18 protein-coding genes and 1 tRNA gene are annotated in these 22,671 nt (G+C 50.3%); 10 read left to right on the top strand and 9 right to left on the bottom strand.

Going from position 1 to position 22,671, the window contains the following annotated elements:
- Positions 1-93: 93 nt before the first annotated feature.
- From BLR00_RS07365 to BLR00_RS16925, 5 genes are all read left to right on the top strand, one after another.
- Positions 94-822: an ABC transporter ATP-binding protein gene (locus BLR00_RS07365; protein ID WP_256324079.1), complete on the top strand. Its 729-nt coding sequence runs from the start codon at positions 94-96 to the stop codon at positions 820-822.
- Positions 823-847: 25 nt separating this feature from the next.
- Positions 848-1,849 (top strand): HEAT repeat domain-containing protein, encoded by a 1,002-nt coding sequence (locus BLR00_RS07360; protein WP_074631775.1) that lies wholly within the window; start codon positions 848-850, stop codon positions 1,847-1,849.
- Positions 1,849-2,133: a gamma-butyrobetaine hydroxylase-like domain-containing protein gene (locus BLR00_RS07355; RefSeq protein WP_074631774.1), complete on the top strand. Its 285-nt coding sequence runs from the start codon at positions 1,849-1,851 to the stop codon at positions 2,131-2,133. Before BLR00_RS07360 ends, BLR00_RS07355 begins: the two co-directional genes overlap by 1 nt.
- A gap of 425 nt (positions 2,134-2,558) precedes the next feature.
- Positions 2,559-4,196 (top strand): hypothetical protein, encoded by a 1,638-nt coding sequence (locus BLR00_RS07350; RefSeq protein ID WP_074631773.1) that lies wholly within the window; start codon positions 2,559-2,561, stop codon positions 4,194-4,196.
- Between the two features lie 591 nt (positions 4,197-4,787).
- Positions 4,788-5,597: a PEP-CTERM sorting domain-containing protein gene (locus BLR00_RS16925; protein ID WP_081346667.1), complete on the top strand. Its 810-nt coding sequence runs from the start codon at positions 4,788-4,790 to the stop codon at positions 5,595-5,597.
- 568 nt (positions 5,598-6,165) lie between these two features.
- Here the strand turns inward: BLR00_RS16925 and BLR00_RS07340 are convergent.
- Together BLR00_RS07340 and BLR00_RS07335 are read right to left on the bottom strand one after the other, a co-directional pair.
- Positions 6,166-6,675 carry a hypothetical protein gene (locus tag BLR00_RS07340; protein ID WP_074631772.1) on the bottom strand — a complete coding sequence of 170 codons (510 nt, stop codon included), beginning with the start codon at positions 6,673-6,675 and terminating at the stop codon, positions 6,166-6,168.
- Between the two features lie 219 nt (positions 6,676-6,894).
- Positions 6,895-6,971: transfer RNA gene (locus BLR00_RS07335), tRNA-Met, on the bottom strand.
- Positions 6,972-7,541: 570 nt separating this feature from the next.
- Here BLR00_RS07335 and BLR00_RS07330 point away from each other — a divergent pair.
- From BLR00_RS07330 to BLR00_RS07320, 3 genes are all read left to right on the top strand, one after another.
- Positions 7,542-8,402, top strand: coding sequence for a response regulator (locus BLR00_RS07330; protein ID WP_074631771.1), 861 nt, complete (start codon positions 7,542-7,544; stop codon positions 8,400-8,402).
- Positions 8,403-8,617: 215 nt separating this feature from the next.
- Positions 8,618-9,553: a GGDEF domain-containing response regulator gene (locus BLR00_RS07325; protein ID WP_074631770.1), complete on the top strand. Its 936-nt coding sequence runs from the start codon at positions 8,618-8,620 to the stop codon at positions 9,551-9,553.
- A 262-nt stretch (positions 9,554-9,815) separates the two neighbouring features.
- The gene (locus tag BLR00_RS07320) at positions 9,816-10,658 is read left to right on the top strand and encodes a response regulator (protein ID WP_074631769.1); all 843 of its coding nucleotides are present in this window, start codon (positions 9,816-9,818) and stop codon (positions 10,656-10,658) included.
- Between the two features lie 240 nt (positions 10,659-10,898).
- On the opposite strand, the gene truB is transcribed toward BLR00_RS07320, so the two are convergent.
- Genes truB through rimP form a run of 5 tightly spaced genes read right to left on the bottom strand, consistent with a single transcriptional unit; the run spans position 10,899 to position 16,896 of the window.
- The gene (gene truB / locus BLR00_RS07315; protein WP_074631768.1) at positions 10,899-11,849 is read right to left on the bottom strand and encodes a tRNA pseudouridine(55) synthase TruB; all 951 of its coding nucleotides are present in this window, start codon (positions 11,847-11,849) and stop codon (positions 10,899-10,901) included.
- A 48-nt stretch (positions 11,850-11,897) separates the two neighbouring features.
- A complete protein-coding gene (rbfA, locus tag BLR00_RS07310) occupies positions 11,898-12,278 on the bottom strand; it encodes a 30S ribosome-binding factor RbfA (RefSeq protein WP_074631767.1) in 381 nt (126 codons plus the stop codon).
- Between the two features lie 33 nt (positions 12,279-12,311).
- Complete coding sequence (gene infB, locus BLR00_RS07305) at positions 12,312-14,930, bottom strand: translation initiation factor IF-2 (protein ID WP_074631766.1); 2,619 nt, start codon at positions 14,928-14,930, stop codon at positions 12,312-12,314.
- An 18-nt stretch (positions 14,931-14,948) separates the two neighbouring features.
- Positions 14,949-16,439, bottom strand: coding sequence for a transcription termination factor NusA (nusA, locus tag BLR00_RS07300; RefSeq protein ID WP_074631765.1), 1,491 nt, complete (start codon positions 16,437-16,439; stop codon positions 14,949-14,951).
- Between the two features lie 28 nt (positions 16,440-16,467).
- On the bottom strand, positions 16,468-16,896 hold the full coding sequence (gene rimP, locus BLR00_RS07295; RefSeq protein ID WP_074631764.1) for a ribosome maturation factor RimP: 429 nt from the start codon (positions 16,894-16,896) through the stop codon (positions 16,468-16,470).
- Positions 16,897-17,429: 533 nt separating this feature from the next.
- Between rimP and acs the strand changes: the two genes are divergently transcribed.
- Together acs and BLR00_RS07285 are read left to right on the top strand one after the other, a co-directional pair.
- A complete protein-coding gene (gene acs, locus BLR00_RS07290) occupies positions 17,430-19,397 on the top strand; it encodes an acetate--CoA ligase (protein ID WP_074631763.1) in 1,968 nt (655 codons plus the stop codon).
- Between the two features lie 25 nt (positions 19,398-19,422).
- On the top strand, positions 19,423-20,433 hold the full coding sequence (locus BLR00_RS07285) for an MBL fold metallo-hydrolase (RefSeq protein WP_074631762.1): 1,011 nt from the start codon (positions 19,423-19,425) through the stop codon (positions 20,431-20,433).
- Between the two features lie 94 nt (positions 20,434-20,527).
- Here BLR00_RS07285 and BLR00_RS07280 read toward each other — a convergent pair whose 3' ends face one another.
- Both BLR00_RS07280 and BLR00_RS17270 read right to left on the bottom strand, forming a co-directional pair.
- A complete protein-coding gene (locus BLR00_RS07280) occupies positions 20,528-21,340 on the bottom strand; it encodes a DUF2971 domain-containing protein (protein WP_074631761.1) in 813 nt (270 codons plus the stop codon).
- Between the two features lie 20 nt (positions 21,341-21,360).
- On the bottom strand, positions 21,361-22,668 hold the full coding sequence (locus tag BLR00_RS17270; protein WP_442512576.1) for a DNA-directed RNA polymerase subunit alpha C-terminal domain-containing protein: 1,308 nt from the start codon (positions 22,666-22,668) through the stop codon (positions 21,361-21,363).
- Between the last annotated feature and the right edge of the window lie 3 nt (positions 22,669-22,671).

The following is a 22,671-nucleotide window of genomic DNA, read 5'->3' as shown; positions in this document are numbered from 1 at the left end:
CATTCCTCTCCAGGTGTACAGGGCCATATAGAAATTAAGAACCTCTATATCCGGTTGGGCTCTGGCGAACATGCGTTTGAGGCTGTTCAAAACATGTCGATTTCAATCAAGCCCGGGGAGTTTATTTGTCTGCTGGGCCCTTCCGGCTGCGGCAAATCGACGCTGCTTGGCGCGCTCGCCGGCCATTTGCAAGCCAGTAGCGGCAGTATTCACGTTGATGCGTTACCGCTCAATGGTCCGCATCCAGAACGCGGTTTGGTATTTCAGCAACACACGCTGTTTCCATGGAAAACAGTCATAGACAATGTTGCTTTCGGTCTCAAAATGAAAGGGATATTGCGTGCTGAACGTCATAAACGCGCAGCTGAGCTATTGGAACTCGTGGGGCTTGCTGGATTCGAGCAACACTATCCTTTCCAGTTGTCAGGTGGAATGCAGCAGCGAGTCGAGATCGCGCGAGTACTGATTAATCATCCGAAGGTAATGTTGATGGATGAACCTTTCGGTGCGCTCGATGCGCAAACACGCATGATGATGCAACAACTGCTGCTGGACGTATGGGAAAGCATCAAAACCACTATTGTATTCATCACGCATGACATTGACGAGGCGCTGTTCCTGGCTGACCGAATACTGGTAATGAGCCCTCGCCCCGGCCGGATCATCGAGCAAACTGTTCTTGAATTTGTGCGCCCGCGCAAGCCCGAATTGCTAACGTCAGATCGTTTCATTCAACTCAAGCGTCATTGCCTTGAATTGTTGCATACGCAAAGTGCCGACTTTCCGTTGCAACGCCTTACTCCCCTGGGAGCGATCTCCTGATACCAGTATTTTCATGCGAGAGAATATGAATCCCCTAGATAACCCGGAACTACAGGATATTCAGATGCGATTAAACGCGGCTGATAGCGAAGTGCGCCGCATCGCGTTGCTGGACATCACCGATTTTGAAGGCGAGGATCATGTCCCCCTTATCATTGCCAGTTTACGGGACCCCGTGGCTGCGGTTCGTGCCGAGGCGGCTAAGGCACTTGAGGCCTTTGAAAATAACATGAGCATTGCTGCATTGATAGCCGTTTTGGATGATCCCGATCCTTCCGTCAGACAAGCCGCTGCGCACAGCCTGCATGACCTTAAAAACCAGGAATCGGCACGGGTCATATTTCCTCACCTGATAAACCCTGAGGCATCCGTACGTGCGGCACTATTTCGCGCACTGCGTGAACTACGAGTTATGAATAGTTTCGAGCCGGCGCTGACTGCGCTGACTGATGAAGATGCGACGGTTAGACGAGAGGCGGTGGCGGTACTTGGTTATCTGAAACAGCCGCATGCACTGCCCGCTTTAGCCATCCTCGCCGCGAACGATCCTGAAGCCGAAGTACGGCGAGCCGCCATAGGCGCTATAGGATTTGAATCCGGGGATGTGACATTGACTGCAGTATTGAGCGCCTTATCCGATTCGGCGTGGCAAGTGCGTGAAGAAGCTGCAGCGACTATTGGCAAGCTTCAATTGAAGAATGCTGTCGAACAATTGATTGGCGCCTTAAACGACAGCTATTGGCAAGTCCGGTTATGTGCAGCGCGTGCACTCGGCCGCCTTCGGGATCCTCGATCAGTGCCCGCGCTGATCGAAACACTAAACCACCAGATCAGCAATTTACGCAAGGAAGCAGCCCTGGCGCTGGGAGAGATAGGCTTTGCGGGCGCTCTACCTGCGCTTGAGCAAATTGAAACCGACCCGGATCCGGAAGTACGCAAATCCGTCCGGCTTTCCATTGCCCAAATCCAGGCAACCGATCGCGAGGCAGCAAGGCATGCACGTGAAAGATCGAGGACGGATTTGTGATGCAGGTCAAAACCATTTCCAGCGATGTTCCAAATGGCACGCTGGAGATTCTGTGGAATGACGGCAAACGGCAACTTTTCACTCACGCTTTTTTACGTACCCAGTGTCAGTGTGCGCACTGCAAGTCACATCGCTTGCAAGGAAAAGTGACTGGCATGGTATCGCCCCAGCTGCGTATTAGCGGGATTCATCCCGCCGGAACGTATGGCGTGCAATTTATTTTCAATGACGGACATGATCGCGGAATTTATCCCTGGATATATCTGCGCGACTTGGCTCAATGATAGTTTGGTAATCAACATACTGTTTTAACCATTCGTTTCGGTATAAGGAGGCCTTTTATAGATTAATAATTAGAAATTACATTTTATGTTTCAACTACCCGTTGTCTTAAGGCACATTCTGTGAAGCCATATTAGATTCTCTGGCGACACGTCTTGATTAATCAGCCTTGTATTATACTTATACGTCATGAAATGGATAATCAACAAAATATACATCTGTGATAAAATTCGCTCGCCTTTAATTTATTAAAATATTAATAATAATCATATTGTTAGAATGATATATGGGTTTGTTTCAGCTACCTTTAAAAGAGATAAACAAATGAATTTTTATTGTTTAACTATCAAGAATAGTACGCGGATAATATTCACATGCATTATACCGTTTAGATATTATCGCTCTCTCTTTTTTCCAAGGCCGTTTCATGAAATTAAATCTTTCGCTAGTTTTGTTTCTTCTCTTCATGGCCCTATCCTCTCATAATGCGAATAGCAAGGAACCCGCAAATTCTGCCGGTGGATCCCTTCAAGAGGTAGCCATCGATTTATATGTCGATACCCAAACCAAGCAAATTTATTCGGAACCGGGCGCAGGTCGAGTTCGCATGGGATCTTTTCAGAAGATCGCAGATACTCCTGCGCAACAGACGTCCCCTGCAGCTTCAAGCGGAACCCCCACCACAGATAACGGTACCTCACTCAAACAAAGCCAGGAAAGCAAACAGGCAGCAGTATCGATACCAGGTAATCAAAAGACCGGCGAATCCCCAAGGGGATTTGGCTATGCAAACTGGAAGGAGAGAGATCCTTTTAAATTCAATTTGAACGAGGATGGGAGTCAATACATCAAGTTCGGGCTGTTAAATCAAACATGGCTTCGGTATGAACAAAATAATCCAGGATCATTAGTGCTCGACAAACCGGTAGACGATACAACCGATATCGGTCTTCGCCGGACCCGCCTTGTCCTCCAGGGCCAACTTACTGATCGCGTATATTTTTATACCCAGTACGGGATGAATAATTTCAACTTCTTGTCTCAAATGAATGGCAATAGACATATCGCAGCCTACTTTCATGATGCTTTTGGTGAATTGCGGCTGACAGAAGGTCATCAAGCCATTCTAGGGGGCGGACTTACCATAGCCAACGGGCTTTCCCGGTTTAGTAATCCAAGCGCTGCGACAAGCATGACAATGGATCTTCCTATTTTTGCCCAAGCCACGGTAGACCAGACTGACCTTTTTAGCCGGAAACTGAGCCTCTATTTAAGGGGGCAAGTGGGTAAATTCAATTACCGTGTGATCGCAAGCGATCCTTTCTCCATATCGACTACCGGTCAGCCCCTCGCTCCCCTCTCTCCAGATAACGCAACTTTTGCAAATAACCATACAAAACAATACCAGGGATTCTTTGTTTGGAATTTCTGGGATACGGAACCAATGACTAATACTTTTATGCAAGGAACCTATCTTGGAAAGAAGAGCGTGTTGAATCTCGAAGCAGGTTTCATCACGCAAAAGAATGCGACCTCGACGGGCACTGCGGATAACCTAAGACTTCATGACATTAACTTCTGGTCGGTTGCTGCCTATCTGGATGCACCGGTTGATCGGATAAAGGAAACGGCTATCTCCGCATACCTTGGATATTTTAATCTGGACTATGGCCCGGGTTATATTCGCAACAATGGTGCAATGAATCCTGCCAGCGATACGAGTCCAATGGGAGGAAGTTTCAATGGTCCGGGCAATGCCTTCCCCATGTTTGGCACGGGAGATGTCTGGTATGGCCAGCTTGGATATCTAATGGGCAAGGATTTACTCGGTTCGAATAATGGCCAGTTGATGCCCTATGTCTCGCTGATGAGCGCCAATTATGAACGCCTGGACAACCGAATGAATGTTTTTAACGTCGGAATCAATTGGCTTATAAAAGGACACACCAGCAAAATTACTTTTGATTATCAGAACAGACCCATATTTAACACTACCAGCTCAGGTGAAATACTGAGAACCTCCAGCAAAGGTCAATTTGTATTGCAGTATCAAATAGCCTTCTAATTAGTCTTCCCTGAAATACCCATATAACTCACGTCAATATTGGGATCCATGGGTATACAACAGATGCAGAATTTGCCGGAATTGGGGTTATTTTCCCCTGATTTCTGGTGAGTTCATGAAGCCGAAAAAGCAAGAGTCAAATACCTGTGATGGCCTGTTCCGCCTGCGCCTGGAGCAGCTACTGGATCAACGCCATGTTCTGTACCGGCTGGCGTGTCAGCAGCGAATGTAAATTGACATAGTGCAGCGATTGAAGAGTACGCCCCATTCTGGGCTCACAAAACAAATGGCTTACAAGCCATTGATTATATTGGTTGTTTTGGCAGAATTTGAACCTGCCCTAGTCCGCATGGATAGGGGCTCTCAAGATAATGCTGTGATTAGCCCTAGCAGAGGCAGGAGCCAAAAACACCAATTTAGCCTTAATCCAATGTAATGAACTATTAATTTAAAATTCATAAAAACCAGCTACCATGTTGAATTGGCCGCTGTCGGCACTTTCTATCTAACGAGCGAGTCGTATATCGGATTGCCGCACCGATACTGATACTAAGCGGATCATAGGAATCCATAAATCGAGGAGATAAGAAAATGAGAATGAAGTTAATTTTAGGTGCTTTGTCGGTAACATCGTTAGGGTTCTCATCGCTTGCGGCAAGCTCTCCCCTTGTCCGTTCGATAGGGGGCGATGCTACGCCTGCGTCAATAACCGGTGTTCGCGATCAATTTCGTGCCGATTTGGGGGGCGACGGCATATCCGAAATAAATTGGGATGGCGTACCAGATAGCTTTTCGGTCCCGAATAACCTGCCGGCAAATTTCTTTAATGGCGTGAAGCTTTCGACGCCCGGGGCAGGTTTTCAGGTGAGTGCGAATAACGGAGTAGCCCCTGTTGAATTCGATAATACCAATCCCACCTACTCATCGACTTTTGGTGTTTTCAGTTCGCAACGCCTTTTTACAGGCGTGGGTAGCAATATTGTGGACGTTTCGTTTGGCGAACCCGGCTCTCGAGGACTTGTTGGGGGCTTCGGCGCAGTATTTACGGATGTCGATCTGACAAATTCAACGACGATGGAGTATTTCGATGCCGCCAATAACTCGCTCGGGGTTTTCGCTGTGCCCGTTGGCATAGTGGGCTCGGAGAGCTTGTCATTCCTGGGAGTATCATTTGGTTTCGGTAGGACCCTCATTTCGCATGTCCGGATCACCAGCGGAAATACGGCACTTGGTGCAGGGGTTAATGATGGCACCCCTTTGGGCACCGGTAATGTTGCTGATCTCGTTGCCATGGATGACTTCATATATACCGGCATTGTACCCGAGCCGGAAACCTATGCCATGCTACTGGCAGGCCTTGGGCTGATAGGTGCAATAAGCCGTCGCAGAAAGCTTCCATGAATTGATTAAGGAAGAAACGCTTCCGGAACGGGAACCAAGGTTCCCGTTTTTCAATTACGAGCCCGATTAAATTACCTGCAATAGACCGCACTCTCGCTCATGGGGTCAGAAGTTTCGGCCAGAACATGTCAAAGAGCATCATGTAATTCAAGCTCTGCAAACCCACTGATAACCTTCAGGGGTCTTTTTCTGACTATTAGTCATAGGCATTTACCTACTTTCTGAGTTGCCCGCGCGCGTTACGGTTCACCGAGAGACACGAAAAGAAAGAGAGGCCAAGCAGTGATATTTATATTTCGAAAATCTGCAGTTATCTATTGGACTTTGGTCGATATTGATATGAAGCTCAGCAATGAGTAGTATTTCGGTTGATGCAATACAGGCTTTTTGTCAACGGAGGGTATATGTCAGAACTTACCGAAATAGCTGTAGAGAAAGAAGATAACGAGAGCGACTTTCGTGCGGAGAATATGAAATTTCATCATAAAGATTGCGGGAGACTAGATTTTAATTCGACGTGGTCTATCGCACCCGCTTCGGCGGGTTTTTACTTCTTCGCGACAGCTTCTTATCGAGTAATCTTGGAATTATCAATGTCCGTTTCAGGACCTTTTATCACGTCCAGCTCTTTTATAAATTCGTCTATGACAGAGAGCAAGAAAGTCTGGGCTTGCTTGCCCGAGTGAGATAATTCGACTATTCCCATGAATTTTCCAGTTTCATCTGCATGATCATCCATAAGCCCAAGGGATAATAATTCCGCGTAATCCCTCGTGTAAGCTCTCTTCCCCTCCAAATCGTTATACAACATGGTATCGTTACGTAATAGCTGCCCGATGGCGACTGGCGAAAGCGCTTGGAGTTTGGCTTGAATTTCTGGAGGGGCTCGTAACTTCTGGCTTACTTTCAGGGACATCCCAGCAATGCTAATCGTTTCGGAGCGATCAACAAGGCTCGGTAAAATATTGGCTGTCTTTTGTAGCGGAGCCCAGAATGAAAATAGAAGTACCCCAACAATAGCAGGCCACGCAAGCGCCTTGATGAGCTCAACCGACAATTCAAACTTACTCTTTTCCATATTAATTCCCTAACCATCAGACGATTAATATAGCACGCACCCTACCACCTTCGCAGCTCCGTAAGCCACCTCCCCCGCCCTAATCCGAGAGTATCCGAGGATATTTCTGTTTGCTGTTTTTCCTCGCTTGGGGATAGTCCTTGAAAACTGATTAATGCTTACAGATAATAGAAAAACAAAAAGCCCAACTTCCAAGTTGGGCTAAATGCTTGATTATATTGGTTGCGGGGGCAGGATTTGAACCTACGACCTTCGGGTTATGAGCCCGACGAGCTGCCAGACTGCTCCACCCCGCGTCAGGAGGAGGGCTATTATAGCAAACCCGATTTATCAAGGTCAAATCTTATTATCCCCATCAGTCACAACGGCTAGCAGCCTGCCGGATTTGAGGAATCGAAGCGGAAAAGCGATTCAGTGAGGACAGATTATGGCAATTTTAAGGCTCCGGTAGTTATTCCACTGGTTAAAAAAGCGAGATATGATCCAGCCAGACACTTTTCCGGCCGATTTCCTTTAGATCCGACAGACTGTCAGACATCGATTGTTTAGCTAAAAACCGCGCACTTATCAACTTAGCTATCTTTTCATTAAGCATTCCCCGGCTACGGCGCGGTCGTGCCGTGCGTTACAGGCAGCTAAATCCTGCGTAATCTCCTCGCGAGCCCGAAATTATTTCCCGCAACCATGACGAAATCTGGCTGCATTACTCCACTCAGGCCATCATTGTTCCGAAGAACGTCAATGTTCTTTCTAAATGAAATCATTTTCTATTTTCTTATGAGAGTTAGCGCACAGAGTATCTTCCGGAATAACGGCAGCATTACAATTTAGCGTCTTCGTTCAAGCGCTGTTCACTGACAGGTATGATGATTAGCAAATCCGATATTTTTAACGCCAGCATCCTGATTGTCGATGATAAGGATGTCAATGTCCGGCTGCTTGAGCAAGTATTAGGTGATGCCGGTTATACCCATACCACCTCGACCATGGATCCCTACGAGGTTTGCCCGCTCTATCGCCAGAACCGTTATGATCTGATTCTGCTCGATCTGCAAATGCCCGGCATGGATGGCTTCCAGGTGCTCGAAGGTTTGAAGGCAATAGAACCGGATGGCTACCTTCCGGTACTCGTAATCACCGCCCAGCCGGGCCATAAGCTGCAGGCACTGCAAGCCGGTGCAAAAGATTTCGTCAGCAAGCCGTTCGATCTGGTCGAAGTCCAGACACGCATCCACAACATGCTGGAAGTGCGCCTGTTATACAAAAAACTCGAAAATTACAACAAGCAACTGGAACAGACCGTGGCTGAGCGAACCACGGAACTGCGAACGAGCGAGGCGCGCTTTCGCCGCCTGACCGAGTTGGCCTCCGACTGGTATTGGGAGCAGGACGAGAACGGGCATTTCACCAAGGTGTATGGTCCGGCCCTCGAAATGTTCGGCATTACCGTCGATGCATTACTGGGTGAACCTCAAGGAAGCAACAAGGCACGCTGGGATGAGTCTGACTACGCGGTACTCAAGGCAAACATCGCAGCACGGCGCCCCTTCCTTGATTTTGTCTACAGCCGCACCAAATCCGATGGCTCACGACAATATCTGATGGTCAGCGGCGAACCGATGTTCGATTCATCCGGCCGTTTCACCGGCTATCGTGGAATTGGCAAGGATGTCACCGAAAGTATACGGCCGGTTAACCGAGTACGCCGGTTCAGTATGGTTACATAATGGTTACGTACCCCATCAAATCAACAAAGCAGCTACAGAACCCCAACAACCCGAATAACCTGATAAAACGAATGGCTGATTAAAAATGGATATCGAAATAATATGATTCCAGAATACGGCCCGATCGATTATTTTTCAGTCCAGCGTTATGATCCTCAGAGACATTTTGAACCAGTTTATCTTCACCTTCATGGTGGGTCCGCTACGGGGTTAGGATGATCAGTGAGAGCGACATTCGCGGCGCCAAAATCCTGATTGTCGATGATCAGGAATCAAATATTCAGTTGCTGGAGAGCGTGCTGGCCACAGCCAATTACACGTCTGTGGCTTCAGTGATGGATCCGCACAAAGTCTATGAACTACACCGTCAGAACCATTATGATCTGATTCTGCTCGACCTGAAAATGCCGGGCATGGATGGCTTTCAGGTGCTTGAAGCATTGAAGGAAATCGAGATGGACGGATATCTCTCCGTCCTGGTGGTTACCGCCAATCCGGACTATAAGCTGCGTGCGCTCCAATCCGGCGCTAAGGATTTCGTCAGTAAGCCATTTGATGTGGCCGAAGTGCTTGCACGCGTTCACAATCTATTAGAAGTGCGTCTGTTGCATCAAAAGGCGCGTCATTATGCCAAAACTCAGGAATTCATGGCACTGCATGACCCGCTGACCGGGCTTGCCAACCGGCGGCTTCTGGTCGAAAGAGTCTCCCATGCCATCATTCACGCAAAAAGAAATAACGGCATCATGGCAGTCGTATATCTGGATTTGGATGGATTCAAGGAGATCAACAATAATCTGGGCCACGATGGCGGCGATCTGGTTTTGAAGCTGGTTGCCGCACGCCTGGTAGCTACCGTGCGGCAGGAAGATACGGTAGCACGGCTTGGAGGTGATGAATTCGTGATCGCTATGCCCTATATCACCAGCGGCGATGGCGTGGCGCTTGCGGCAGAAAAAATAATCAGGGCATTGTCGCAACCCTACAGTGTTCAAGGCAGCAACGTTAACATGACCGCCAGCGCGGGCATCGGTCTGTATCCCCATAATGGCGAAGATGTGAAGACCCTTCTAAAAAATGCGGATATTGCTTTGCTGGATGCCAAACAAGCGAGCAAAAACACTTATCGCATTTCGGAGCGTACCAATTAATCTCTTTGATTTAATTTTTGTATGCTGCCCGCTCAAGTGTAATGTGCGCACCGATTTAGCACTTCCCAGCCGCCAATCTTCAAAGAACGTTCTCCAACAGGTATACCAAAGTGCCATTGTTTCTTATAATGAAGGAGATATGATGTGAGTACCGGTTCGGGCAGATAGAATAATAACCAATTTACCTATTATCCTTAGTGCCAATAGGGTATCTTGGGCAGCGTTACAAGATATGGATTAATTATCAATAACGGACAAAATAATGATTAGCAAACCTGACATTCTTAACGCCAGCATCCTGATTGTTGATGATAAGGATGTCAATGTCCGGCTGCTTGAACAGATGCTGAGCGACGCCGGTTATACCCATACTACCTCGACCATGGACCCCTACGAGGTTTGCCCGCTCTATCGCCAGAACCGCTATGATCTGATTCTGCTCGATCTGCAAATGCCCGGCATGGATGGCTTCCAGGTGCTCGAAGGTTTGAAGGCAATAGAACCGGATGGCTACCTTCCGGTACTCGTGATCACCGCCCAGCCGGGCCATAAGCTGCAGGCGCTGCAAGCCGGTGCAAAAGATTTCGTCAGCAAGCCGTTCGATCTGGTCGAAGTCCAGACACGCATCCACAACATGCTGGAAGTGCGCCTGTTATACAAAAAACTCGAGAATTACAACAAGCGGCTGGAACAGACCGTGGCTGAGCGAACCGCGGAATTGCGCGAGAGCGAGGCGCGCTTTCGCCGCCTGACCGAGCTGGCCTCCGACTGGTATTGGGAGCAGGACGAGAACGGGCGTTTCACCAAGGTGTATGGTCCAGCCCTCGAAATGCTCGGCATTACCGTTGATGCCTTACTGGGTGAACCTCAAGGAAACAACAAGGCCCGCTGGGATGAGGCCGACTATGCGGTATTCAAGGCAAACATCGCAGCACGGCGCCCCTTCCTTGATTTTGTCTACAGCCGCACCAAATCCGATGGCTCACGACAATATCTGATGGTCAGCGGCGAACCGATGTTCGATTCATCCGGCCGTTTCACCGGCTATCGTGGAATTGGCAAGGATGTCACCGAAAGCATGCGTGAGAAGCAAAATTCATCCTAAATCCGGCGGTTGGACGAGGCGGAGTGTGCGGTTTTTGGGGTGCAGGGCAAGGCGCAACGACGCGGAATGGTCATTCCATCCAAGGAGTTGCAACACTGCCATGCGCCGTAAAAACCGTGCAATCTGCCCTGTAGCGGACTGACCCAGAAGGTGAGCGTGAAATAATACGAAATATTGTTATTAATCAAAACACTGATCTATTAAATGAGCGGTCAACTGCCGGACTTAGGTTCATAAAGCTCATTCCGTATAACCTACCAGCCTTCTCGGCGCTATTTCCCCCTGAGTAGTCACCTCTCCCAAGCCGAGAAAGTGCTTTCCCTGATCGTACAGTCGAATTTTTGCTCCTTCCGGCAGACCGCTCATGGAGAAACCGGCTTTAACCACTTGCCCCTGCAGTAAAGATACCACGGTTGCGCCGTCCAGCGTGACGGCGGGAAAATCATGTAAAAGACCGTCCGTCGGGTGCAGGCAGGCGTCTCGTTGCGCCAGCGGCATTGTTTCAAGCGCATCCAGTGTATAGGCCTGCGACAGATCGAATCCATCCATAACGCTGCGGCGCAGAGCGGTAAGATAGGCCCCGCCGCATCCCAGCGCCTTGCCGATGTCTTCAGCCAGCGTGCGGACGTAAGTGCCTGTACTGCACTTGACTACGATGCCCATTTTCTCGCCCGCCAATGCCTCCACATACAAATCATAAATGATGACTTCTCGCGCTTGCCGCTCGATTTCCACACCCGCTCTCGCGTAGGCATACAAGGGCTTCCCCCGGTGCTTCAAGGCGCTGTACATCGGGGGCACCTGCATAATTGAGCCGATAAAGCTTTGGAGTACCGTCTCAACCTGCGACAGCGTTAGCTGCATATTTCGAGATGGCACATTGCATGCCGAAACTTCACCCTCGGCATCGCCGGTCGTACTGATATAGCCCAATCTCAACGTGGCTTCATACGTCTTGTCCGCACCCAGCAACGCCGACGAGAACTTGGTAGCCTCACCAAAGCAGATCGGCAACAATCCCGTTGCCAGGGGATCGAGCGTACCGGTATGACCGGCCTTGCTTGCCGTAAAAATACGCTTGGCGATTTGCAACGCCTGGTTGGAGGAAATACGGGAAGGCTTATCAAGCAGCAGAACGCCGCTGATTTTACGTTTGATGCGTTTGAACTGTCCGGCCCCAGGATTTAACAACCGAGGGCTCAATATGCGATGTGGGCGTCGAACGCGGGCAAGCGGAAATTATGGTCCATCTGTCTCTTTTTCCGAACCTTCCTGAGCCACCGCCTCATCGATAAGTTGTGACAATTTCATCCCGCGCTCGATCGACTCGTCATAGATGAAATGAAGCTGCGGTATTACCCGCAGCTTCAATCGATGAGACAGATGGCTGCGCAGAAATCCAGCGGCGTGCTCCAGTCCATGGCTGGTGAGAAAATTATCGTTTTCGCTGCGCAGCGTAGTATAGAAAACCTTGGCATGAGCATAATCGTGAGTTACCTCAACCCCCGTCAAGGTAATCATGCCGATACGCGGGTCCTTGAGTTCGTTGTGAATCAGGTCGGCCAGCTCACGCTGAATCTGGTCTGCAATGCGCAGTGTGCGGGAATAATCCTTAGGCATGGAATACCCACCCGAGCGAGCACAGTCCTTGCATTACAGGCTGCGCGCGACTTCGACGATTTCGTAGGTTTCCACCTGGTCGCCTATCTGGATATCGTTAAAGTTTTTGATCGACAGGCCGCATTCGAAGCTCGCTCTAACCTCTTTCACATCGTCCTTGAAACGCTTGAGGGAATCCAGTTCACCGGTGTGAATAACCTCGCCATTGCGTAACAACCGTACCAGCGAACCTCTCTTGATGATACCGTCCAGCACATAGCAACCCGCTACGGCGCCCACTTTGGAAATGCGGAACACCTCGCGAATTTCCACCAGACCCGTGATATTTTCCTTGCGATCGGGCGCCATCATACCTGACAGCGCTGCCTTGATTTCGTCCACCGCCTCGTAAATGATGCTGTAGTAACGCACATCCACGCCGGTAGAGCCGATGAGCTTGCGCGCAACCGTATCCGCGCGGCTATTGAAACCAATGACAACAGCCTTGGAAGCCAGCGCCAGATTAATATCGGATTCGGTAATCGCTCCTACGGCACTATGAATGATGTTTACCCTGACCTCGTCGGTCGAAAGTTTCTGCAGGGCGTGTGTCAGCGCCTCATAGGAACCCTGCACGTCGGCCTTGATGATGAGCGCAAGAACTTTGACCTCGCCTTTCTGATCGAATACGTTCTCCAGTTTGGCAGCCTGCTGTCTGGCAAGCTTTACGTCGCGGAACTTGCCTTGACGGAACAGCGCGATTTCACGCGCCTTGCGCTCGTCGGTCAACGCCACAACCACCTCTCCGGCCACGGGCACTTCAGACAACCCTTGAATCTCCACCGGGATGGAAGGTCCAGCCTGCTCCACCGGCTTGCCATTTTCGTCAAGCATGGCTCGCACCCGGCCAAATACCGCACCTGCCAGCAGTATATCGCCGCGCTTCAAAGTTCCGGATTGCACCAATATTGTTGCCACCGGGCCGCGCCCTTTATCCAGGCGCGATTCGATAACAATCCCTCTGGCGGGCGCATCCTTGGCCGCCTGGAGCTCCAGCACTTCAGCCTGGAGCAGCACGCTTTCCAGAAGCGCGTCGATGCCTTCACCAGTCTTGGCTGAAAGCTCAACGAACATAGTATCGCCACCCCAGTCGTCCGGAACCACTTCCTGCGTCACCAACTCCTGCCTGATGCGCTCGGAATTGGCCTCCGGTTTATCTATCTTGGTGACGGCCACCACGATTGGCACCTTGGCGGCCTTGGCGTGATGGATTGCCTCGATTGTCTGTGGCATTACGCCGTCATCCGCCGCCACGACCAATACAACGAGATCGGTGACTTTAGCACCGCGCGCACGCATGGCCGTAAAAGCCTCATGACCGGGCGTATCGAGAAAGGTGACCATGCCCCTTTCGGTTTCCACGTGATAGGCACCGATGTGTTGAGTGATGCCGCCTGCTTCGCCGCTTGCCACGCGAGTACGGCGGATGTAATCCAGTAACGAAGTTTTACCGTGATCGACATGCCCCATTACTGTAACCACCGGTGCACGCGGCTCTGTTTTCAGTTCGGTGGCGGGTGATTCGGTATCCGCCAGAAAGGCTTCCGGGCTATCCAATGCCGCATACTTGGCAATGTGGCCCAATTCTTCCACTACGATCATGGCAGTTTCTTGATCCAGCATCTGATTGATGGTAACCATATTTCCCATTTTCATCAGAGTCTTGATAACTTCTGCGGCCTTGATCGACATTTTCTGAGCCAGAGCCCCGACGGAAATCGTCTCGGGTACCATCACTTCATGCACAACAGGCTCTGTCGGCGCGGAAAAACTATGAGCGGCCACATCTTCGGTGGAAGATTTACTGTGCTTATCCCTGCGTGTACGCCACCCCTTGCCGCCGGATAAATCGCCGCGTGTCTTAAGCCCGCGCTTCTCAACTCTTTCGTCTTTCCAGACGACTTGTTTGGTCTGTTTCTTTTTCTTTTCAGCTTTGGCTGCCTTGTCTTCCGGCTTGACCACCGGTTTATGCAAGGTACCTTCTGTTGGCGCAGGCTGCGGCTGCGGAGCCTCCCCTTCGGCCTGAATCACGGATGGAGCGGCAGCGGTGGCGGCGGGCACTTCCGCAGGGGCGGCGGGGGCGGCAACCGGTTCGGGTTCCTTGAGATCAGCGACCGCAGCCTTCTGACGCTGTTTCTTCTCCCTGAGTTCGGCTGTCTGCCGTGCGATCAGCTCGGCCTGTTTTCTTGCTTCCTCCTGACGCAGCGCCTGTTGTGCGGCATCTATCACCGACGTGGAAACCGGTGCGGGCGCGGACGGAACAGGTAATGGGGCGGGTTCGGCCGGCTTGCTCGCGACAGCTGCTCTGTCGCTCAAATCGCCTTTCACAACCACGCGTTTCTTGCGAACCTCCACTTGAATGCTGCGAGCTTTGCCGGTGCTATCCGATTTCTTGATTTCAGAAGTCTGCCGCCGGGGCAGGCTGATCTTGCCTTTCTCCTCCTGGGCGCCATGAATTTTACGCAAATAATCGAGAAGCTGACTTTTATCCTGCTCGGTCAGGCTATCCGCGGTCATTTTTTTACTGACACCAGCAGCCTGGAGCTGCTCCAGCAGCACGGCTGGAAGCACGCCCAGTTCACTAGCGAATTGCTCTACACTCATTTGAGACATTGATAACCTTTAATAACGCTATACTTTATCCGGCGAAGCGGCGAACCATGGTGCGCGCGCAGCCATGATCAATTGCTTGGCACGTTCGGCATCCATCTCGACCATTTCCACCAGGTCATCCACAGCCAGATCAGCCAGATCTTCCTGCGTATTCACGCCTTTGGCCGCCAATTTACGCGCGGTCTGGCTGTCCATGCCTGCCAGTGACAGCAGATCTTCTGCGATATGCTCGACTTTTTCCTCACTGACGATAGCCTCGGTCAAAAGAGCATTGCGAGCCCGGGTACGAAGTTCATTGACGGTCTGCTCGTCAAATGATTCGATTTCCAGCATTTCGCTGAGCGGGACGTAGGCGACTTCTTCAAGGGTAGTAAAACCTTCCTGCACCAGAATGTCCGCCACCTCTTCATCCACATCAAGTTTTTCCATGAAGAGCCGGCGAACGACGGAAAATTCCTCTTCATTTTTTGCCTGTGACTCTTCCATCGTCATGATGTTGAGCTCCCATCCGGTCAACTCGGATGCAAGCCGGACATTTTGTCCACCGCGGCCAATAGCCTGGGCGAGGTTATCTTCATCCACCACGATGTCCATACTATGCTTTTCTTCATCCACCAGGATGCTGCTGATTTCTGCCGGCGCCAGCGCATTGATCACGAACGTGGCCGGGTCGTCAGACCACAGAATGATGTCCACCCGTTCCCCCGCCAATTCGCCGGTGACAGCCTGCACTCTGGAGCCACGCATACCGACGCAGGTACCGATCGGATCAACGCGTTGATCATTGGACTTTACCGCAATCTTGGCGCGCGAACCCGGATCTCTCGCCGCGACTTTTATCTCCAGCAGACCTTCCTCAATCTCCGGCACTTCCAGTTCGAACAGCTTTATCAGAAACTCCGGTGCAATTCTTGACAACACCAGTTGCGGGCCCCGGGCGGTACGATCAATCTTGTATAAATAAGCGCGCACACGATCACCAACCCGCAGGTTTTCCTTGGGAATCATCTGGTCGCGGGGCAACGCCGCCTCAACTCTGCCGGATTCGATGATGGCGTTGCCGCGTTCCATGCGCTTGATGGTACCGGTCACCATATATTCTTTACGCTCGAGGAAGTCGTTCAGAATCTGCTCGCGCTCGGCATCGCGTATTTTCTGAAATATCACCTGCTTGGCCGCCTGGGCGCCGATGCGCCCGAATTCCACCGGCTCCAGCACTTCCTCAACGAATTCTTCCAGCTTGATTTCCGAATCGCGCTGCAATGCCTCATTCAGCGCAATCTGACGTGCCGGATCCTCGACGGTATCGTCGGCTACTACCTGCCAGCGGCGCAAAGACTGGTAATCACCTGTCTGTTGATCTATCGATACGCGCACATCGGCATCTTCCTGAAAACGCTTTTTTGTAGCAGACGCCAACGCCAATTCAAGTGCGGCAAAAACGATGTCCTTTTCGACATTTTTTTCGCGCGCCAACGCATCTACCAGCAGTAAAACCTCGCGGCTCATGTTACCTCCAGCCAAATTCTCGGGAAAATTACAATTTTGGTATCAGACGGGCTTTCTCAAGATTATTCAACTCAAGATCCAGCATTTTCCCATCGACTTCCAGTTTTAATACGCCATCGTTCACTTCACGCAGAATCCCGACAAAATTCCTCTGACCCTCTAGCGCCACACGCAGCCTCAACTTGGCCGACTCTCCCGCAAAACGGATAAAATCGGCTACTTTCTTCAGCGGCCTGTCCAACCCGGGCGATGATATCTCCAGCCGGTCGTAGTCAATGTTTTCAACCGCAAGCAACCGGCTCAAATGATTACTGACCGCAACGCAGTCATCCACACTGACACCGTTGGGCTTGTCGATAAACACCCGTATCAGCTTGCCGCGCGCCGACCGTTCGACGTCAACCAGCTCATAACCCAGCCCGGTCAAAGTTGAATCGAGCAATTCATGCAGATCCATCAACCTCTATAGTCCCCGCACAAACAAAAAATGGGCTGAAAGAGCCCATAAATATTTTTGCCATTTTAGCAAAAATTTAGAATTAATGAAATAGATGCCCGGCGAATTATAAAACTTGACGGCAGCGCTCGGTTACAGCCGTTAACGCGGCTTCTTTCAGCGGAGGTTCTGTCAAGCAATTGAGGATTTATTTCCGCTTATACGTCTTCGGCTCCCGGGATGCCAGATCAATCGCGGACGCACACCCTATTATAACTTGCTACTCAAGGTTTCTTCCATAACCGCTCTGGAAGCAGATTCATCTGGCCAATATGAATGATACAATTTTAACCCAGATGTTTCATAAATTCGTGTGATGATTGAGCAGTATTTTGTTTTTCAGGGAGATTCTGTGAAAGAGTGGTGTAGTTATTCATACGCCCGACTGAACAAAATTTCCATGCGAGACAAAAGACCAGCGAGATACGCGTCAATTTATGAAGCATTCGGGTTAAATATACCTCTTTTCCAGAAAATACTTACCGGAGCACCCCGTGGCCACGATTAAATCCATCTTGCATGAAACCCGCGTATTCCCACCTGAAGCGGCATTTGTAAAGCAGGCCAATCTATCAAGCATGGAGGCCTACTATGCCCTTTGCGACGAAGCCGAGAAAGACCTTGATGCCTTCTGGGGCAAGCTGGCGCGTGAGGAGGTCATGTGGCATACACCTTTCAGCCGGGTGCTGGATGAAAGCAACCATCCCTTCTTCAAATGGTTCGATGATGGCGAATTGAATGTATCCTTCAACTGTCTCGATCGCCATCTCGCCTCTCAACCCGATAAAGCTGCCATTATATTTGAAGCGGATGACGGCAAGATTACCTTGTCCACCTACCGCGATCTTCACGGCCGTGTGTGCCGGTTTGCCAATGGACTCAAGTCCCTGGGTATCAGCAAAGGCGACCGTGTCATTATCTATATGCCCATGAGCATTGAAGCCGTGGTAGCGATGCAGGCCTGCGCCCGTATTGGCGCGACGCATTCAGTGGTCTTTGGCGGCTTCTCCGCCAAGAGCCTGCACGAACGGATTATCGATGCGGGTGCAGTGGCTGTCATTACCGCTGACGAACAACACCGCGGCGGTAAAATCAACCATCTGAAAACCGCGGTGGATGACGCGATTGCGCTGGGTGGGACCGATTCGGTGAAATCCGTGGTGGTTTACAAACGCGGCAGCGGAGATGTGCAATGGCACGTTTCACGCGACGTCTGGTGGCACGAACTGACTAACGGCAAAAGTGATGTTTGCGAGCCGGAATGGATCGGTGCCGAACACCCGCTGTTTACGCTCTACACCTCCGGCTCCACCGGCAAGCCAAAGGGCGTACAACATTCTTCCGCGGGCTATCTGCTGGGTGCAATCCTGAGCATGAAATGGGTTTTCGACTACAAGCCCACCGATATTTTCTGGTGCACCGCCGACGTCGGTTGGGTCACCGGGCACAGCTATGTGACGTACGGTCCATTGGCGGTCGGCGCGACCCAGATTGTGTTCGAGGGTGTTCCCACCTATCCCGACGCGGGCCGCTTCTGGAAAATAATCCAGGACCATAAAGTCACTACTTTTTATACCGCACCCACAGCCATTCGCTCATTGATAAAAAATGGGCCGGATTTACCGGGAAAATACGACCTGTCCTCGTTGCGCCTGCTCGGTTCGGTCGGCGAGCCGATCAATCCCGAGGCATGGATGTGGTACTACACTGTCGTCGGGCAATCCTGCTGCCCGGTGGTGGATACATGGTGGCAAACCGAAACGGGCAGCCATATGATTGCCCCCGTGCCTGGCGCGGTCCCGCTCAAACCCGGTTCCTGCACGTTGCCACTGCCCGGCATCATGGCCGCCATTGTGGATGAAGCCGGGCACGATATCGAAAACGGCAAAGGGGGGTTCCTTGTCATCAAACGGCCATTTCCGTCTCAGGCACGTACCTTATGGGGAGATCCGGAACGCTTCAGGAATACCTACTTCCCCAAAGAACTGGGTGGCAAGTACTATCTGGCCGGCGATTCCGCCAATCGCGATCTGGATGGCTATTTCTGGATCATGGGGCGCATTGACGATGTGCTGAATGTTTCCGGCCACCGTTTGGGTACCATGGAGATTGAATCCGCGCTGGTGGCCAGTCCCTTGGTCGCGGAAGCGGCGGTGGTGGGCAAGCCTGATGACATCAGAGGTGAAGCCATCGTGGCGTTCGTGGTGCTGAAAGGTACGCGTCCTCAGGGTGAGAGTGCGCATAATATCGCTATTGAACTGCGCAACTGGGTATCCCAGGAAATCGGACCCATTGCCCGGCCCGAGGAAATCCGCTTCGGCGACAACCTGCCCAAAACCCGTTCCGGCAAAATCATGCGCCGCCTGCTGCGCACCCTCGCCAAGGGAGAAGAGATCACCCAGGACATTTCCACGCTGGAGAACCCGGCAATACTTGAGCAGTTGAAACAGCCCATCGCGTAATTCGCGCATTACACCTCATTCTCCTATGCACAACAATTTGTCTCATGGGGCGAAGACGCTTGCCACGCCCTCCGCCTTGCCCCGCATCACCGATTATGACAACGGTGTCAGCGCTATCGATGCGGACTACTTGCGGCCAGGGCTCGCTGCGATTCACCTGATCGTCGAGGGCAGTAGAGCGGCGCTGGTGGATACGGGAACTTCATCTTCCGTTGCCGGCGTGATGGAAGTATTGCGAAAAAAAAATCTTGCCCCTGAGGATGTGGCCTATGTATTCGTTACTCACATACATCTCGACCATGCCGGCGGCGCGGGTGAATTCATGCACAGTTTTCCCCGTGCGAAACTGGTGGTGCATCCGCGCGGCGCGCGGCATATGGCTGATCCCGCCCGGCTCGTCGCCAGCGCAATGACAGTTTATGGCGAAGCGGAATTCAAACGCATGTATGGCGTGATTCGCCCGGTGGATGCAAGCCGCATAGTCGAAGCACCAGATGGCTTCACTCTGGACTTTAATGGCAGGCCATTACTGTTCCTGGATACGCCGGGCCATGCGCGCCATCACTACTGTATCTTCGATAAAAAAAACCAGTCATTTTTTACCGGCGATACATTTGGCCTTTCTTATCGCGAATTTGACGTGGACGGAATGGAATTCGTCTTTCCCACCACCACACCGGTGCAGTTCGATCCCGTGGCCGCCCATGCTTCGATCGAGCGCATCATGAGTTATGATCCAGCCTACGCCTTCCTGACCCACTACGGCCGCATCGGCCACTTGCCACGCCATGCCGGGGAGATGCATGATCTGATCGATGCCCATGCAACGATAGCCAGGAAGCTGCGCGACGTCCCCGACAGGCATGCGGCATTGGTGGAAGAACTTGGAACGCTGTTGTTACAGCGGATCATCGCGCATGGCTGCAAACTGCCACACGATGAAATTCGTGATCTGTTAAGTCTAGATGTCGGACTAAATGCCCAGGGACTGGAACACTGGCTGGATCAGATGGGGGGGGTTGAATATAAACCGTAGGGCATCAATAAGCGAAGCGCATTGTGCCGTATGTCAATCGTCATATTAAGTGTAACCTGCTATTTTGAAGTGAGTAGGCGATCCAACATTACGACTACTTAATCACCCCACACCCATCGGAATAAGTTACTTCAGCGATTGAAGATCCAATGTTTTTTAAATAGCCTTCTATAACCGACTTTCCGGCTTTGTTTAAAGGTCCGATAACAACCCGGACGACTATATTCTCAACTGTTGAAAATCTTAGTGGAAAGTGATCGCAAATACCATCACAGGTTAGTCTGGATACCTTATTACCCAGGATGTCTCGATTTGATTCTTTAAATTTGTCGGGTAAATAGATAATTCGATGTTCAAGTTCCTGATCAAAGAATGGATGTTTATATATCCAGAGTGTTTTCCCGAAATCCTCGTTTCTAAAGCTTTCCATCGTAAGACTGTGTTTAGGCACCTTTTTAAACATACTTGGGTAGCTTTTCTTTAGTTTTCCGTAAAGATCAGCTACATCTTTTGAATAGTTTATTTTTATGAGATTAATACCTTCACTAGAATCGTGTTCATCTGGTTCATCCGATGTTATTTGAGCGAGCAATTCCTCTAGCAGTGCCTTGTCAAAACCAATAGCAAACCCTCTGCAAGCATTCGCATATCTTTCCCATAGGCTCAACAAGTCTCCATTTTCTGAAAAACATGCTACATAAGCTTCGCCATATATTCGCTTGTAATTTGTCGCAAAGTTCACAAACTCATCATCATCCTTAACACCCTGACGAATCAGTTCATGAATATATCTACCTTCTTGTAAGTCATTCATAAATCTTGTGTTACTTAGCCAGATTTCTTTTTTTTTAAGAATACTGTCAAAGGTATCAACTGAACAATAATGGTAAAGAGTATCTGAATCCATATGAATAAAACCTGTCACCTCTACCTAGAGGCCATGCCTAGCGATAAACCGTGCGCGGCGAGAATCTCTCTAATTTCGAGCAACGATTTTCGACTGAAGTTCGGGATGTGCAGCAGATAGTTCTCGGTGTACTGAATCAGATCTCCAATGTAATGAATACCTTCTGCGTGAAGGCAATTGGCGGAACGCACAGTTAGCACATCTACCAAATGCTCCATTATAGGAATACGTTCAGCAAATATTTCTCTCACCACACTGTCTTCATCAGCTAGACCGCGTTCTACCTGCTCGGGGGTAAATATATAGTCGCCGCGTTTAGCAAATGCTTGTCTAACCTCATTATTTCCGTCAAGAAGACCGCGCTCTATCTGCTCAGGTGTGAGCGTGTAGTCTGCGCGCTTTGCGAAGTTCTCTCTGATCTGGGCGACCTCATCACTCAGGCCGCGTTCTATTTGTTCAAGCGTGGGCACACTGTTGTTGCGTTCAGCAAATGCCTTTCTGATGCTACTATACTCATCAGTCAGTCCTCGTTTGATTTGTTCTCCTGTAAATGTGCAATCACTACGTCGAATTATTCGACGTCTAATCCGAACGTACTCATCAGTAATTCCACGTTCGATTTGCATTGGTGTCAGCGTGTAATCGCTTCGTCCGGCAAATACCCACCTAACGTCAAAGGTTTTGTCAGTAAGTCCGCGTTCTATTTGTTGAGGGGTAGGTGTGTAATCGTTACGTTCAGCAAATGCTTGTCTAACTCCACTGCGTCCATCAATAAGACCACGTTCAATTTGTTCTGGCGTCAGCGTGTAATCGCTTCGGCCAGCAAATGCCCGCTTGACGTCAGCGCTCTTGTCGGTAAGTCCGCGTTCTATTTGTTGAGGTGTAGGTATGTAATCGTCACGTTCAGCAAATGCCTTTCTAACCCCACTGTTTCCATCAATAAGCCCACGTTCGATTTGCTCCGCTGTGAGCAAGTATCTGTTCTGTTTAGAAAGCTTGGTCACGTACCCAGCAAAAATCTGTCTAACCTCACTATCCTGATCAGTAAGCCCCCGCTCCATTTGTTTACGCGTAAGCTTATAACCGATGCGCCCGACAAATGCCCGTATAACAGAGTTGCATTTATCACTTAATCCTCGCTCTATTTGTGCTTTGGTAGGGGTGTAATCGTCACGTTCAGCAAATGCCTGTCTAACCCAACTCTTCTCATCAGCAAGTCCGCGTTCGATTTGCTTTGGTGTAAATGTGCAATCCTCGCGCTTGGCAAAGATGGCTCTAACCGAATAATTCTTATGAGTAAACCCATTTCTGATCTGCTTTGGTGTCAAATC

Source organism: Nitrosospira multiformis (assembly GCF_900103165.1).
Lineage (GTDB): Bacteria > Pseudomonadota > Gammaproteobacteria > Burkholderiales > Nitrosomonadaceae > Nitrosospira > Nitrosospira multiformis_D.
The sequence above is the reverse complement of the archived record's forward strand: the minus strand, read 5'-3'. Positions and strand labels throughout refer to the sequence as shown.